Below are 16,158 nucleotides of genomic sequence, written 5' to 3'. Positions count from 1 at the left end.
TTGTCAAAGGAGGATATATTCATGGATGAACAGAAATCCCAGGAACCGGTAAAACAGCTGACAGATAAAGAACTGGAAGCTATCCTTAAAAAATCAGAAGGAAAAACGGATTTCCCGGCAGTTAAATTTGATGAGTTTACACCGCCCACATGGGAGGAATGGATTGATGCGTGCAATGCTCTTCTGAAGGGGAAGCCCTTCGATAAGCTTATGTATACAAAGACCTACGAAGGCATTACCTTTGATCCTATCTACACGCTCCGCACAGGCCCGGTGGCTATGGATAAGGACCTGCCCACCGACGATTATCCGGGTATGGGCGATTATCTCCGCGGCGCTTCGGTGAACGGCTACAAGGAAGCGCCCTGGGGGATTGCCCAGGCCTGCGACGAAACGCTGCCTTCTGAAAATAATGAGCTCCTGAAACATGAAATCGACAAAGGTTCCACGGTGTACAATGTCCGCCTTGACAGTGCTTCCACCGATGGCGTGGATGTGAAGGACGCCGTAAAACCGGGGGATACCGGTGTGTCCATTACCACGTTGGAAGACATGGCCCGCCTTCTTGACGGTCTTGACCTTGAAACATATCCATTCATGATGTACTGCGGACCTTCTTCCATCCGCATGATTGCGCTGGTATCTGCTGCACTGAAAGCAAAGGGAAAAGATACCAGCAAACTTCATGGCGTCATCGGCGCCAACCCCCTGTCCCAGCTGGCCAAGAACGGCACCCTGCCAAAACCCCTTTCTGCCTGCTACGACGACATGGCGGAATCCATCCGCTGGGCAAGGAAGAATGCACCGGGCCTCCGCACCATTATGCCGAGGAGCGAAGTATTCTCCAGAGGCGGCGCCAATGCGGTGCAGGAAGTGGCCTATACATTTGCCATGGCTGTGGAATATATCCGTGAAATGGAAAAGAGAGGAATTTCCATCCACGATATTGCCCAGTCCATCAACTTCGGCTTCAACGTGGGCACCATTTTCTTCATCGAAATTGCCAAACTCCGGGCTGCCCGGGAGGTATGGGCCAACATTATGAAGGCCTTCGGTGCAGAAGAGGCGGACAGAAGCTGCCGCATCCATTCCCGCCCTGCCTATTTCTACCGCACCATTTTTGATGCCGGCGTGAACATGCTTAGAAATACCACCGCCATGTTCTCCGCTGTGGTAGGCGGCGTAGATACCTACGAAAACGAACCTTACGATGAAACGGTGAGAAAGGGCGATGAATTCTCCCGCCGTATTGCAAGAAATGCCCACATTATCCTGCAGGAAGAATTCGGCATGCTCCGTCCTATCGACCCAGCCGGCGGCTCCTGGGCACTGGAACACCTGACCAAGGAAATGGCCGAAAAAATCTGGCAGGAATTCCAGAAAATCGAATCCATGGGCGGCTTCACCAAGGCTCTCAAGGAAGAGCATCCGCAGGAACAGATTCTTGCCATCCTGAAACAGCGCTTCAAGGCACTGGATTTCCGCAAGGACCGGGCCGTAGGCAACAACATGTATCCGAACATGGCAGAAGAGCTCATCGAACCAAGACCGGAAGATACGGCTGCCCTGAAGAAACAGCTTGTGAAGGCCGTAGAGGACTACAGAAAGGATATGGATAAGGAATATCTGGGCAGGAAGCTGGAAGAGCTGGAAGCAGCTCCCACGGAAGGGAAGCTGGATAAAGCCATCGAAGCCTTCTCTGCCGGCGCCACCCAGAACGAGGTATACAAAGCCATCACTCCGGAGGGAGAAGTGGAAAAGGTTCGTCCCATTACGGAACACCGCTGGACAGAGCGGTTCGAACGGCTCCGCTTCGATACGGAAAATTACAAGAAGGAAACAGGAAAGAACGTGGAAGTATTCCTGGCCAACATGGGCCGCATCCCGCAGCACAAGGCAAGGGCCGACTTCTCCACCTCCTTCCTGCAGGTAGGCGAATTCAATGTCCATCTGAACAACGGCTTCCAGGATGATGAAGGAAAGCCGGGCTCCCGCTGGGATAAATGCGTGGAAGCACTGAAGAAAGGCTGCGATGACAAGGGCACACCCTATGACTGCGCCGTCATCTGCTCCAAGGATGATACCTATCCGGAAGACGTACCGGCCCTGGCTCCCCGTCTGAAGAAAGTACTCGGCAAAGGGAAGGTTTTCCTGGCAGGCGCAGCGCCTAAGGACCTGGAACAGACATATCGAGATGCCGGTGTTGACGATTTCATCAGTGTGAAGGCAAACTGCTATGAGATCATCCGCAGTCTTCAGAGAGAAAAAGGCATGAAGATTACGGAAGAGGAGGTAAAATAATATGGCAATGAATCCCGATTTCACAAAACTCGACCTGGAAGCCCATCCTTCCTGCGATTACGACACCTGGAAAAAGGACCTGGAAGAAACCACCGGCAAATCCTACAATGATTTGTATGACACCACCCTGGAACGTATCCCCGTAGGTCCGCTCTACACCAAGGACATTTACAAAGAATGCAATCATCTGGATTTCATGAGCGGCATCCCGCCCTTCCTGAGAGGTCCATACTCCACCATGTACGTATTCCGTCCATGGACCGTACGCCAGTACGCCGGCTTCTCCACCGCCGAAGAATCCAACGCTTTCTATAAAAGAAACCTGGCTGCCGGACAGAAAGGGCTGTCCATTGCATTCGACCTTCCAACCCATCGCGGCTACGATGCGGACAACCCCCGCGTTGTAGGCGATGTGGGCAAGGCAGGCGTATCGGTATGTTCCATGCTGGATATGAACATCCTCTTCGATGGCATTCCGCTGGACCAGATGTCCGTATCCATGACCATGAACGGCGCCGTCCTTCCTATCCTGGCCTTCTTCATCTGCGCCGGCATTGAACAGGGCGTGGACAGGAAGATTCTCCAGGGCACCATCCAGAATGATATCCTGAAGGAATTCATGGTCCGCAACACCTACATCTATCCGCCGGCCATGTCCATGCGCATCATCGGCGATATCTTCGAATACACCACCAAGTACATGCCGAAATTCAACTCCATTTCCATTTCCGGCTACCACATCCAGGAATGCGGCGCTACCTGCGACCTGGAACTGGGCTACACCCTGGCCGACGGCATGGAATACATCCGCTGCGGCGAAAAAGCAGGACTGCCGGTGGATGCCTTCGCCAAACGTCTGTCCTTCTTCTGGGACCAGGGCAAGAACTACTTCATGGAAGTGGCCAAAATGAGGGCCGCCAGAGTGCTGTGGGCCAAGATTCTGAAGGGCTTCGGCGCCAAGAATCCTAAATCCATGGCCCTCCGTACCCATTCCCAGACCTCCGGCTGGTCCCTCACCGAACAGGACCCCTTCAACAACATCACCAGGACCTGTATGGAAGCCATGTCCGCAGCTCTGGGCCACACCCAGTCCCTGCACACCAATGCGCTGGATGAAGCCATCGCACTGCCGACAGATTTCTCCGCCCGTCTGGCAAGAAATACACAGCTCTATATCCAGGATGAAACTAAAGTCTGCAAGATTATCGACCCCTGGGGCGGCTCCTACTACCTGGAATACCTGACCAATGAAATGATTAAACGGTCCTGGGCCCATATCCAGGAAGTGGAATCCCTGGGCGGCATGGCCAAGGCCATTGCCACCGGCCTTCCGAAGATGCGTATCGAGGAATGCGCTGCCCGCCGCCAGGCAGACATCGACTCCGGCAGAGAAACCATCGTAGGCCTGAACAAGTACCGTCTGGCCAAGGAAGATCCGCTGAACGTCCTCTCCATAGATAACACCGCCGTTCGGAACGCACAGATTAAGCGCCTTGAAAAACTTCGCTCCATCCGGGACCCCGAAAAGGTACGCCGGGATCTGGAACACATCACCAAATGTGCGGAAAGCCGCGAAAACGGCAACCTTCTGGATGCCGCCGTACAGGCAGCCCATGACCGCTGCTCCCTTGGTGAAATTTCCGACGCCGTGGAAAAGGTATCCGGCCGCTACAACGCCACCATCCATACCGTATCCGGCGTTTACTCCAGCGAATTCCAGGATAACGGACAGTTTGACAAGGCCAAGAAACTGATTGATGAATTTGAACAGCTCGAAGGCCGCCGCCCCCGTATCTTCTTCTGCAAGATGGGCCAGGACGGACACGACAGAGGCCAGAAGGTACTGGCATCCTCCTTTGCCGACATGGGCTGGGACGTGGACGTAGGTCCTCTCTTCCAGACACCGGAAGAAGCTGCCCAGGATGCCGTAGATAACGATGTTCATATTGTTGGCTTCTCCTCTTTGGCAGCAGGCCACAAGACACTGCTTCCTGCTCTGGTGGAAGAACTGAAGAAACGGGGCCGCAGCGATATCCTCGTCTGCATCGGCGGCGTTATCCCGCCCCAGGACTACCAGTTCCTCTATGACCATGGCGCCACCGCCATCTTCGGACCGGGCACCAACATCCCGAAGTGCTGCATCGAACTTCTGCAGATTCTTGTAGACCGCGCTAAAGCTGAAGCCAGGGAAGGTTAAGGTAAGCGCTTATGCCTGATAACGATGATGACCTGAGACCCAGCTGGGTGCCGAAGGAAAAGAACCCTGAATTTGCCTGTACCGTCATGCGCGGGATTGACAGTGCCGTGAACAGCGTCACCAGCGCCAAGTACTACCCGAAGGAAAACCTTCGCCGCGTGCCTCTTCGGAAGAAAATGTCCGTGGAAGACTACGTGGAAGGCGTGAAGAAGGGGGATCGTATGATACTGGCCAGGGCCATTACCCTCATCGAGAGCAATGCTCCCAAGGACTTCGACAAAGCCCAGCGCGTGCTGCAGGCACTCCTTCCAAGAACCGGACACTCCCTTCGCATCGGGATTACCGGCGTTCCCGGCGCAGGGAAAAGTACATTCATCGAAGCCTTCGGACAGCTCCTCTGCCAGCAGGGCTATAAAGTGGCCGTGCTGGCGGTGGACCCCACCAGCTCCATCACCGGCGGGTCCATCCTGGGGGATAAGACCAGAATGCAGAAACTGTCCCGGGAGCCAAACTGCTTCATCAGACCCTCTCCCTCCGGCGGCACCCTGGGCGGTGTGGCCAGAAAAAGCCGTGAAACCATGATGCTCTGCGAAGCCGCAGGCTGCAACGTGATCCTGGTGGAAACCGTCGGCGTAGGACAGTCCGAAACCACGGTCCGCTCCATGGTCGATTTCTTCATGCTGGTGGTCCTCACCGGTGCAGGCGATGACCTGCAGGGCATCAAGAAAGGCATCATGGAACTGGCAGACGCCATCGTAGTCAATAAGGCAGATGGCGACAATCTGGAAAGGGCCAAGGTCACCCAGGGCGAATATGAACGGATGGTGGAATTTATCCGCCCCGCCACGGAAGGCTGGAAAACCCACGCCTATCGCTGCTCCGCCCTGAAAAAAACAGGGCTCTTAGAGCTTTGGGCGGTGATGCGGGAATTTGAAAAGGTGACGAAACAGTCCGGCGCCTTTGAAAACCGCCGCCAGCGGCAGATTATCGCCTGGGTGAAGACCATGATTGACGAGCACCTGCACAACCTCTTCTACGAAGACCCTGTCATCAAAGGCAGACTTCCGGAAGTGAGGGCAGCGGTGCTGGCAGGTGTGGTATCGCCCAGCCAGGCAGTGGCGGAACTGATTAAGACATTCGACCTTGACAGAGCCGCCGCCCGCCATCTGGATTCCTGAGGAAATCTGAATTTCAAAAGGGAGCGCCCGTTTCCGGACGCTCCCTTTTTATGAAATAAAGGAGGAAACTATGTACATTAACGGAGCATTTATGAAAGAACTGTACCTGGCAGGAGGACCCTACTACGGACTGCAGGAAGTCTTCTCCCGGGTCAAAGGCGTAGCCCGGGTGCGGGCGGGCTTTGCCAACTGCAGCCGGGAGGCGCCCTCCAAAGAAGACATATACAGCGGGAAAGTGGAAGGCAGAGAATGCATACAGGTTATCTACAACCCAAAGAAAATCGACATCGTGAGCCTCCTCTCCCTCTTCTTCACCATCATCAACCCCTACACCGACGGAATCCAGGGAAAAGCCGTGGGGCCCCAGTTCAAAAGCGGCGTTTACTACACCAGCCGCGAAGACACCATGCAGATCTCCTACTACCTCATCTTCCTGCAGAACCGGGGCATCACCCGCCGCATGACCGACGCCGCCATCGTTTTCAACGAATTTGAAGGCGAAGGCGGAAGACGCCCGAAAATCAGGACAGAAATGAAACCGCTGGAAAACTTCTACGAAGCGCCGGAAGAAGAACAGTTCTACCTGAGAAAACACCCCGGCACCTACACACCCATCCACATCGACCTTCTGGAAAAACTGGGCACCATCGGAAAGGCAGAGGAGTGAGAGGGCTTTAGGTTTCCGGCTTCGTGTCCTTGGCGCCGTTCCCGGGGCCGGTCATTCTGAGCGCCAGCGAAGAATCCTGGTAAGCATTGTAAGTGATAGAAGCGCCGGTAAATACCGGCAGTCCGGAAAGCATGCCGAATGATTCTTTCTCCTCTCCACGCCGGTCATTCTGAGCGCCAGCGAAGAATCTTGGTAAGAGTTGCAAGTGGCAGGAACGCCAATAAATACCGGCAGTCCGGAAAGCATACTGAATGCTTCTTTCTCCTCTCCACGCCGGTCATTCTGAGCGCCAGCGAAGAATCTTGGTAAGAGTCGTAATTGACAGGAACGCCGGTAAATACCGGTAGTCCGGAAAGCATGCTGAATGATTCTTTCTCCTCTCCACGCCGGTCATTCTGAGCGCCAGCGAAGAATCTTGGCAAGAATCGTAAGTGACAGAAATGCCAGTAAATACCGGCAGTCCGGAAAGCATGCCGAATGCTTCTTTCTTCTCCTTCCGCGGCAGTCATTCTGAGCGAAGCGAAGAATCTTGGTAAGAACCGCAAGTGACAGAAATGCCAATAAATACCGGCAGTCCGGAAAGCATGCTGAATGACTCATCCTCTTCCTTAGAAAACGTCTGAAGCCGGAAGCCAGAAGTCTGAAGTCTATCATCTATTTTCTATCGTCTACCATCTACCATCTATCTTCTATCTTCTATCGTCTAATTTCTCATCCATTTGACACCTCCATAAGAACGACTATAATAATGACTGACAGTTATTCATTGGAAAGAAACGGCAGTGAATCATGCCGTTTCTTTTATTGTGAAAGGGACAACCATGGAAATATTTACACTGCAGTTCTGGCTCAGCGTAGGAGCCATTATATTGATGGATTTATCCCTGGGAGGGGACAACGCGGTGGTCATTGCCATGGCTTCCAACCGCCTCCCGGAAAAGGAGCGGAAAAAAGCGATCCTGATCGGTACCATAGGCGCCGTAGGGCTCCGCATGGTCCTAACCGTTGTGGCCGTATGGCTTCTCACCATTCCCTACCTTCAGGTGCTGGGCGGCATCCTCCTCATCCCCATTGCCATCCACCTTCTGGCGCCGGGAGACGAAGACCCGCACATTGAAGCCTCCGATAACTTGTGGACTGCGGTGAAAACCATTATCCTGGCGGATTTCCTCATGTCCATCGATAACATCCTCTCCGTAGCCGGCGCCGCCAACGGCGATTTCCTTCTGGTGGTCTTCGGCCTCATGGTAAGCATCCCCATCATCGTCATGGGAAGCCAGCTCATAGGAAAAGTGCTGGATCGCTTCCCCTTCCTCATGTACGCCGGTGCCGCCATGATTGGCTGGACCTCCGGCACCATGTTCCTTCACGACAAAGTTCTGGGTCCGGTGATTGAAAATGCGATGGGCAGCTGGATAGAAACGGGACTCCCCGCCTTCCTGGCCCTCGCCGTCTGCGTCCTGGGATACCTCAAAAGCCATAGGAAATAAAATTCTCCACGTCAAAAAGGCCTCACAGACATGTGTGAAGCCTTTTTGCATGGAAAAGAGCATACCACATCAGGCAGTCCGTCCTGCCTTACCCCTGGCCGTTATGCTCTTGATTTTCCATTTTTCAGTGCACTGAAGCGAAGCAGCCTCCTATCCATCCCCTCCCTCCTGCTCCATGGATGGGCGCCTGCAGGATTTCTGAGGGGACTTCGCCGGTGCTGTTTCTATAGGGATAGTCACGGGGGAGGGGAGGAGGTATCAGGGGGAGAAAAAGATACAGATTTATTCATCGGTTTGGCTCTTCATAAAATGAGGGCTGTGCATGTTTAGGTGTGCCCGCGATATTTGCATTCCTTCCCGCCGATTGGGATTTATCAACATTCAGGATGACTAGGGAAGCGGGAAGGAAAGTATGTAACGCAGGCTAAATACTGCGGCGCAGCCGCTGCCATCACCCTCTGAACCCTCTGAACCCTCTGAACCCATTCGCGCCCAATAGGCGCAGCCAGTATATTATCCCTTTTTCTCACTATACTCCATATAGGCTATGCTAATTTCGCAAAGAGTACCTTATTTATGGGGCATCATCTTTTTTGCTGACACATAAGGTGATATGATAAGAAATGTAATTTGATAAACGAAAAAGAGGGAGGCATTGACTTCATGTCTGCTTCTCTGGAACCGCAGCGGCGGTTCTTTCGTTTCCGAAAAGGGGGATGTTTATGAATATACATGAATATCAGAGCAAGGCCATTATGAAGGAATATGGCATTCATGTGCCTGAAGGATATCCGGCATTCACCGTGGAAGATGCGGTGGCTGCTGCGAAGCGTATCGGCACGCCGGTGGTGGTGGTGAAGGCGCAGATTCATGCCGGCGGCCGCGGCGAGGCGGGAGGCGTGAAGCTGGCCCATTCACTGGATGAGGTGAAAAAGTATGCGAAGGCTCTTCTGGGAAGCACTCTGGTAACCCGACAGACCGGGCCCCAGGGGAAGAAGGTGAACCGCCTTCTCATCGAAGCGGGCGCCCATATTAAGAAGGAATATTATATTTCCTTTGTGGTGGACCGGGAGTCCCGCTGCGTGGTGATGATGTGCTCCGAATCCGGCGGCATGTCCATCGAAGATGTGGCGGCGGAAAATCCGGATGCCATCCTGAAGGAATATATCGACCCGGCCATCGGCCTGGCCGATTTCCAGGCGGTCCGCATGGCCTATGCTCTCCACATGGAGCAGGCGGTGGTGCCGAAGGCGAAGACTTTCATGAAATATCTGTACAAACTTTTCGTGGACAAGGACTGCTCCCTGGCAGAGTGCAATCCGCTGGTGGTGACGGAGGAAAATGAGGTGCTGGCGCTGGATGCGAAGCTGAATTTTGATGACAGTACCCTGTCCCGCCATCCGGAAATCGTAGCGCTCCGTGATATTACAGAGGAGGACCAGAAGGAAAGGGAGGCTGCTGCGGAAGGGCTGAACTATGTCAATCTGGGCGGCGACGTGGCCTGCATGGTCAACGGTGCGGGTCTTGCCATGGCTACGGTGGATATTATCAAGGAGAACGGTGGGGAACCGGCCAATTTCCTGGATGTAGGCGGCGATTCTACACCGGAGAAGATTGTGGCGGCCTTCAAAATCATGCTGGAGGATGACCAGGTCCATGGCATCCTGATTAATATTTTCGGCGGCATCAATAAGTGCGACGTCATTGCCACGGGCATTGTGGAGGCGGCAGCTCTCCTTTCCGGCGGGAAGGAAGAGTTCCCCATCCCCGTGGTGGTTCGGCTGGAAGGGCGGAATGTGGAAAGAGGACGGGAAATCCTCCATGAAGCGAATATTGTGAACCTTTTCCCTGCATCTTCCATGGATGAAGGGGCTAAGAAGGTTATCCGTCTGGCCAAAGAACAGAAGGAAAAGAAATAAGGAGGGTCGGTCATGAGTATATTAATCCATAAAGATACAAAGGTCATTGTACAGGGCATTACAGGAAAGGCCGCCCGTTTCCATACGGAACAGATGCAGGCTTACGGCACGAACATCGTAGGCGGCACGGCACCGGGCAAGGCAGGCCAGGTATGCTGTAACGTACCGGTATTCAATACCGTCCGGGACGCAGTGGCAGTGACCGGTGCCAATGCTTCCGTCATTTTCGTGCCTGCCCCCTTTGCAGCAGACGCCATCCTGGAGGCCGTGGAAGCAGGTCTTGAGCTGGTGGTATGCATTACGGAACATATCCCAGTGGAAGACATGGTAAAGGTACACCGCTACATGGAAGGCAAGAAGACCCGTCTCATCGGACCGAACTGCCCCGGCATCATTTCCGTGGGAGAAGCCAATATCGGCATTATCCCTTCCCAGATTTACAAGAAGGGCCATGTGGGGGTGGTGTCCAAGTCCGGCACCCTCACCTACGAAGCCACCTTCCAGCTCACCCAGGCCGGCATCGGACAGACCACCGCCATCGGCATCGGCGGTGACCCTATCAAGGGCATGGATTTCATCGATACCCTGAAGCTCTTCAATGAGGATCCGGAAACAGAAGCGGTGCTCATGATTGGTGAAATCGGGGGCAACGCAGAAGAAAGGGCGGCTGCCTGGATTCATGAAAATATGAAGAAGCCGGTGGCTGCCTTCATCGCAGGACGCATGGCGCCTCCAGGCAAACGCATGGGCCACGCCGGCGCTATCATTTCCGGCGGCAAAGGCACGGCGGCTGAAAAAATCGCGGCCCTGAACGCTGTAGGTATCCCGGTGGCGAAGACTGTGGCGGATATCGGGGATACTGTGATTCAGCTCTTGAAGGAAAAGGGCATTTACGAAGACTGCCATACCTGCTGAAGAATATAATAAAAAACGCTGACTCTCTGGTGATCTCGGATTCCGCCATGGAGCCAGCGCTTTTTTATGCATGGATATGGTTCTTGATTATCTCCAGCCCCCTGCGAAGCCGTGCCATATTTCCTGCGGAGCATAGGGATACGCGGAGAAAACTGCTTTCCTCGTGAGGCGCGGCCATGAAACGGCCGGAGTGGTAAACGTGGATACCCTGCTGTAGAAATTCTTTTTCCACCTGGTCGAAGGGCCGGCTGTCGGAAATGGGAAGCCAGCGGAAGTAGCCGGGCGGCTGGGGAGGGACACTGGGGAAAAGGGAATCAAACAGAGAGCAGGTCTTTTTGGCCAGAGCTGCCTTTTGGTGCAGCAGCTTTTGGGCGGAGCCGGACAGAAGCATTTCATTCATGATTTCTGCATCCAGAGAGGAGGTTTTGATGCTGATATTGGAAAAGCCTTCTTCCATGTCGCTTTTCATATCATCGGTAAAGGCACCGTAGGCGATGCGAAGGCCCGGACAGAGGCATTTGGTAAGGCTGGCAATATAGAAAGCCCGGCTGCCTGTGAGGTCATGGATGGAAATCATGGCCCTGCCTTCTTCTGCCCGAAGCCAGCTGTACAGGTCGTCTTCTATCAATATCAGGTGATTCTTTTTTATCACATAGGCCAGTTCCTCTTTTCGGGCAGGAGAAATCATGATATTGGTAGGATTGGAGCAGGAGGGCATGAGGTAGATGCCATGAATTTTTATTTTTCTGCAGGCCCTGTCCAGTTCATCAGCAATCATGCCCTCCCTGTCGCCCGCGATGGGGACAAGGGAGAGCCCTTTCATTTTGGCAAGGAGTATGAAGTTGGAGTAGGTGTAGGTGTCTACTGCAATGCGGTCTCCCGGATGGAAAAGGGAAAAGAGGGCGGTGGTCAATGCATTTTCCGCACCCTGAAAGAGGATAATATGCTCTGCATCGGTATGTACGCCCAGCAGGGACAGCCATTCTGCTGCCTGCAGTCTCTGATGGGGAAAGCCGAAGGGGTGTTCATAGGAAAGAAGGCTTCGCACATAGCTCTGATGAAGCACTTTTTTCATGGCTGTTTCCACCGGGGCCGCCAGTTCCGGAAACCCGCTGATAAATCCCATTTCTATGATGTCCTTTTGGCTGGAGGGATGCTCAAGGGTGATGGATGCGGCAGCATGGGGTGCCACAAAAGTGCCACGACCTGTGACACCATAGACCAGTCCTTTCCGGCGGCAGGCATTATACACCCTGGTGATGGTGGAATAATTCAGGTCCAGATAGTCTGCCAGTTCGCGCTGCGGCGGGAGCCTGGTGCCCTCCGGCAGTTCACCGGAAAGAATTTTCTTTTCTAAATCACCGGCCAGGGAAAGATAGTAGGGCTTGGAAAGGCTTGATAAAACAGGCTTCCAGGAGAGGGGATAATGGTCGAAAGAATTGATGGGCATATCATATTCCTTTGCAAAATCAGATTTCATCAAATTGCTATACATACAATTTCAAGATTGTCTTCATAGTACGGCGGCGTTATGATATTGTCAATGGACAGGCTGTGCAGATGATTGAAAAGTGTGATGCAGAAAGGGTGAGAGCTATGAAACAGTATATGGCCGACGCATTTACTGATGAAATTTTTAAGGGAAACCAGGCGGCGGTGTGCGTGATGGAGAAATGGATTCCCGATGATATGATGATGGCCATTGCAGGGGAAAATCATTTTTCCGAAACCGCTTTCATGGTGAAGGGGGAAAGCGGGCGATACCATCTGCGCTGGTTTACGCCGGGCGGAGAAATCGACCTCTGCGGCCATGCTACCCTGACTTCGGGGTATATCCTTTTCCGGTTCTACGAAAAGGACAGGGATGAAGTGGTTTTTGACACGCTGAGCGGTCCCTTGACGGTGAAGAAGAAGGGGGACCTTTATGAAATGGATTTCCCCGCTTATCATCTGACTCCTGTGCCTGTGACGGATGAAATGGAAAAGGCCATAGGCATAAGGCCCCTGGAAGCGTGGATGGGACGGGACCTGCTCTGCGTGCTTCCCGATGAAGATGACGTTCGGAAGGCACAGCCGGATATGGAAAGAGTAAAGGCACTGGAGGGACTGCTCCTCAACATTACCGCCGGAGGGCGTGATACGGACTGCGTGTCCCGCTCCTTTGCACCGAAGCTCCTGGTGGACGAGGACCCGGTGTGCGGAAGCGGCCACTGTCACATCATCCCCTATTGGGCAAAGAAACTGGGCAGGAAAGATATTATTGCCTACCAGGCATCCGCCCGGGGCGGCATGCTTTACGGTCATATGGATGGAAACCGTATACAGCTTGCGGGAAAAGCGGCTCTTTACGGCATGGCGGAAATTGCAGACAGCCCCAAGGGGCTGTAATGGCTTTCCGCGGATTAATCGATTCCCCTACTTGACGAAGACACTTCTTTCCGCTATTGTATGAATATATATATGAGCGGAGGAAGGCAGTATGTTTTCAAAATTTCAGGATTTCCTGCTGGTGGTGGTTCTCTTCTACTCCATCTACCGTATCGGCTTTGGCGAAGGGGTCACTACGGTGAACCTTTTCATTCTTCTCTGTGCCGTGGTGGCCGTCATTTCCATGGCCCTCAAACGGACCGGCGCCTACGACCGGGCCCATAAGCAGAGAGAAGAAGCCATGAGGAAAAAAGAGGAAAATAAGGAAGACTAAAAAAGAGCTCTCACGGGCTCTTTTTTAGTGGAGAATATGGGAAGGTAGAAGATAGACGATAGAAGGTAGAAGATAGAAGATAGAAGATAGAAGATAGACTTCCGGCTTCAGACGTTTTCTAGGGAAGAGGATGAGTCATTCAGCATGCTTTTCTGGCTGCCGGTAGTTACTGGCGTTCTTGTCACTTACAGCTCTTACCAAGATTCTTCGCTGGCGCTCAGAATGACTGCCGCGGGAAGTGAAGAGTCATTTGGTACGTTTTCCGGGCTGCCGGTATTTACTGGCGTTTATGTTACTTACAGTTCTTACCAAGATTCTTCGCTGGCGCTCAGAATGACCTGTCTGGGGTGTACGTAACGCAGTCTCATTCCAGAGAAAGGAACTTTAATAGGGGAGGAACACCGGAATTATACTAAAATCAGTCATTATTGACAGGGGCCATTCAGGGAGGAGATTTCTCGACTCCGTTTCAATGGCTTCATGTAAAGGGAAATTCACACCGGCGATGACCATCGCTCGAAATGACAGGAAAGCACTGGAGATACAAAGGGTAAGCATGTAACGCTGACTTTATAATCATTGCCGCCAAAGGCGGAAATCCACAACCCTTGAACCCTATGAACCCTATGAACCCAGTCCACGGAATGGACCCATAGCACCATCACCCTTCAACCCGCCGCGCCCTGCGGGCCCCCTTTGGTGGCTGACGCCACCACCTTTCTCCACAGGAAAGCGTCTCACTTGGTTCTCAGGTCGCTATTGCTCCCCTACGAACCAAGTTCGCCTGCCACCCCGCAAGCGGGGACACAATAAAGTGGAGAAATCCTCACATCATGGGGCGGGGCCCGGACATTTCATCGAAGGGTATCCCCTTTGTATCCTGTTTATGGTCGGAGATGAAAAGGGTGAGGATGGTGTCATCCTGTTCCATGATGACGGCGGTGATGTAGACGAGCTGGGTCATGCCGCCCTGGGTCAAGAGGAAGCTGGCGGTGCCCTGGTGGTAGGGACTGCCGTTTTTATCGGTCTTTTCTTCCCAGCCTGTGAACTGGCGGAGGCGGATGTGGGATTTGTCTGTGTTGGTGATGGATTCAAGGCGCCCTTCCGGAAGGCTTTTCCGGAGGCGGTCTTTCCAGAGGATGGCTTCCTCTTTTGGAATGGAGAGGCGGACACGGTATCCGCCATAGTAGCGCCTTCCCTGGCAGCGGACCTGTTCCAGGGAGGCGTCCCGCCCCAGAGAGACCATAAGGGAGGCCAGCTCTTCATGGTATTCCGGATGATTGGGGAAGAGAGGGAGCCCTTCCATTTCATGGGCCAGCTTTTCTTCCAGGTCTTCCCGGGCAAAGAATTCTTTCATCTTTTTCCCCATGAAGGAATCGTCGACGGAGGTGATGGTGACAGTGGTTTCCATCATCTTGGCATAGCGGGAAGAAAAGGTGAGGGCGTTCAGAAGGATAATACCCACCACCGCCAGGATGGAAGCCAGGGTAATCAGTACTTTTCTCATGGTAATCCTTTCTTGTGGATTCATTATAGCATGAAGGCGCCGACGATGCCTTCCCGCCGACTGGGATTCTTTAGTGGGCTGGCGAGCTGGTGTACTAGTCTGAGGCATTATCGGCATGTACTGTAGTACTTCTCCGCCGACTGGCATTTATCGGCCTATGAGTCACTGCTGCCGCGTACCGAGATTCTTCGCCTACGGCTCAGAATGACCCTGTCCGGCGGGAGGAAGTCATGTAATGCTCTGCTTAGTGTTCTCGTAGACTAGTGAGCTGGTGTGCTGGTGTTCCGGCTTAAGACGTTTACGGTATGAATCGTAGTACTTCTCCGCCGACTGGTATTTATCGGCCTGTGATTCACTGCTGCCGTGTACCGAGATTCTTCGCTGCGCTTAGAATGACCATGTCCGGCGGGAGGGAGTCGCATAATGCTGACTTTATGTTTCCTTGCCACGGAGCGGCATTCTATAAAACTCATCGCCGAAGGCGATACCACCACCCTTTGAACCTTCTGAACCTTTTGAACCTTTTGAACCTTTTGAACCCTCACGCCCGTCAGGGCGTGTCCATGAACCCGGCTCCGCCGCCCTTTTTTGTCAAACAAAGGGTATTATGATAAAATTAAAAATAGTAAGTAGGCTTCCTTGTGGAAAGAGGTGCTTTTTCATGAATCCGGATTTGGATATAGTACGGAAAATCAATGGGCTCGCCGGCAGGGTGCGGCCCTTTGACCTGATGATGGATCTGATTACCCGCTACGGGCATTGGGCATTTGTGATTTACGGTCTGCTTCTCTGGTTCGAGCCGGGGAAGGGGCGGGAGGAACGGCGGCGCTGCTGCATCCTTTCTTTTCTGGGCGTGTGCGCGGCGTCCCTGATTTCCTTTGCCATTGGAAAGATATGGCTGCGGAAACGGCCTTTTACCAGGGATTATCGGATCTGGAATTTTACGGGCCATAAGGCCAATGCGTCTTTCCCCAGCAACCACACCATGAACGGGGCGGTGGTGGTGATGGAGCTTCTTTCCATGCGTATGAAGGGGTCTAAGGTAATGGCTGCCATGGCCTTTATCCTTGCCTTTTCCCGGCTCTTTGCGGGGGTCCACTATCCCAGCGACCTTCTGGGCGGCACGGCGGTTGCCTTCTTGGTGCACCGGGGCCTTCGCTTGATTGCCGATTCACCGTTTATCCGCTTTTTCACTATGATTTCTTCTTTCATCAGTGATGAAGCCGTTCGGAAAATCAGAGGGCGGTGAGCTTGATGGCAGGGGAACGGAGCGACAGGGGAAG

Annotated in this window: 13 protein-coding genes; 10 read left to right on the top strand and 3 right to left on the bottom strand. The window is 53.3% G+C overall.

What is annotated here, in order from left to right; translation table 11 throughout:
* Nucleotides 1–21: 21 nt before the first annotated feature.
* The 4 genes from QZQ29_RS00175 to QZQ29_RS00160 all read left to right on the top strand — a co-directional run bounded on the left by QZQ29_RS00175 (nt 22) and on the right by QZQ29_RS00160 (nt 6,343).
* Complete coding sequence (locus QZQ29_RS00175) at nt 22–2,301, top strand: acyl-CoA mutase large subunit family protein (RefSeq protein WP_296958260.1); 2,280 nt, start codon at nt 22–24, stop codon at nt 2,299–2,301.
* A gap of 1 nt (nt 2,302) precedes the next feature.
* Nucleotides 2,303–4,498: a methylmalonyl-CoA mutase gene (gene scpA, locus QZQ29_RS00170; protein ID WP_296958258.1), complete on the top strand. Its 2,196-nt coding sequence runs from the start codon at nt 2,303–2,305 to the stop codon at nt 4,496–4,498.
* An 11-nt stretch (nt 4,499–4,509) separates the two neighbouring features.
* Nucleotides 4,510–5,676 carry a methylmalonyl Co-A mutase-associated GTPase MeaB gene (gene meaB / locus QZQ29_RS00165; RefSeq protein ID WP_296958255.1) on the top strand — a complete coding sequence of 389 codons (1,167 nt, stop codon included), beginning with the start codon at nt 4,510–4,512 and terminating at the stop codon, nt 5,674–5,676.
* A gap of 70 nt (nt 5,677–5,746) precedes the next feature.
* Entirely contained in the window at nt 5,747–6,343 is a 597-nt protein-coding gene (locus tag QZQ29_RS00160; protein ID WP_296958253.1) for a peptide-methionine (S)-S-oxide reductase, read from the top strand.
* Between the two features lie 7 nt (nt 6,344–6,350).
* On the opposite strand, the gene QZQ29_RS00155 is transcribed toward QZQ29_RS00160, so the two are convergent.
* Complete coding sequence (locus QZQ29_RS00155) at nt 6,351–6,476, bottom strand: hypothetical protein (RefSeq protein ID WP_296958250.1); 126 nt, start codon at nt 6,474–6,476, stop codon at nt 6,351–6,353.
* A 688-nt stretch (nt 6,477–7,164) separates the two neighbouring features.
* Here QZQ29_RS00155 and QZQ29_RS00150 point away from each other — a divergent pair.
* The 3 genes from QZQ29_RS00150 (at nt 7,165) to sucD (ending at nt 10,667) form a co-directional block, all read left to right on the top strand.
* The gene (locus QZQ29_RS00150) at nt 7,165–7,833 is read left to right on the top strand and encodes a TerC family protein (RefSeq protein ID WP_296958247.1); all 669 of its coding nucleotides are present in this window, start codon (nt 7,165–7,167) and stop codon (nt 7,831–7,833) included.
* A 722-nt stretch (nt 7,834–8,555) separates the two neighbouring features.
* Nucleotides 8,556–9,752, top strand: a complete 1,197-nt coding sequence (gene sucC / locus QZQ29_RS00145) for an ADP-forming succinate--CoA ligase subunit beta (RefSeq protein ID WP_296958244.1) — start codon at nt 8,556–8,558, stop codon at nt 9,750–9,752.
* 12 nt (nt 9,753–9,764) lie between these two features.
* Nucleotides 9,765–10,667 carry a succinate--CoA ligase subunit alpha gene (gene sucD / locus QZQ29_RS00140; protein ID WP_296958242.1) on the top strand — a complete coding sequence of 301 codons (903 nt, stop codon included), beginning with the start codon at nt 9,765–9,767 and terminating at the stop codon, nt 10,665–10,667.
* A gap of 64 nt (nt 10,668–10,731) precedes the next feature.
* Here the strand turns inward: sucD and QZQ29_RS00135 are convergent, their stop codons facing one another.
* Complete coding sequence (locus tag QZQ29_RS00135) at nt 10,732–12,117, bottom strand: PLP-dependent aminotransferase family protein (RefSeq protein WP_296958239.1); 1,386 nt, start codon at nt 12,115–12,117, stop codon at nt 10,732–10,734.
* Between the two features lie 146 nt (nt 12,118–12,263).
* Between QZQ29_RS00135 and QZQ29_RS00130 the strand changes: the two genes are divergently transcribed.
* Both QZQ29_RS00130 and QZQ29_RS00125 read left to right on the top strand, forming a co-directional pair.
* Nucleotides 12,264–13,055, top strand: coding sequence for a PhzF family phenazine biosynthesis protein (locus QZQ29_RS00130; RefSeq protein ID WP_296958237.1), 792 nt, complete (start codon nt 12,264–12,266; stop codon nt 13,053–13,055).
* Nucleotides 13,056–13,146: 91 nt separating this feature from the next.
* A complete protein-coding gene (locus QZQ29_RS00125; protein WP_296958234.1) occupies nt 13,147–13,368 on the top strand; it encodes an RNA helicase in 222 nt (73 codons plus the stop codon).
* An 826-nt stretch (nt 13,369–14,194) separates the two neighbouring features.
* On the opposite strand, the gene QZQ29_RS00120 is transcribed toward QZQ29_RS00125, so the two are convergent.
* Complete coding sequence (locus QZQ29_RS00120; protein ID WP_296958231.1) at nt 14,195–14,875, bottom strand: hypothetical protein; 681 nt, start codon at nt 14,873–14,875, stop codon at nt 14,195–14,197.
* A 661-nt stretch (nt 14,876–15,536) separates the two neighbouring features.
* Between QZQ29_RS00120 and QZQ29_RS00115 the strand changes: the two genes are divergently transcribed.
* Nucleotides 15,537–16,124, top strand: a complete 588-nt coding sequence (locus QZQ29_RS00115; protein ID WP_296958229.1) for a phosphatase PAP2 family protein — start codon at nt 15,537–15,539, stop codon at nt 16,122–16,124.
* Nucleotides 16,125–16,158 lie beyond the last annotated feature (34 nt).

The sequence above is a fragment of the uncultured Dialister sp. genome (assembly GCF_900538805.1).
Lineage (GTDB): Bacteria > Bacillota > Negativicutes > Veillonellales > Dialisteraceae > Dialister.
Note: the sequence above shows the minus strand (reverse complement) of the source record. Positions and strands in the feature narration are given on the sequence as shown.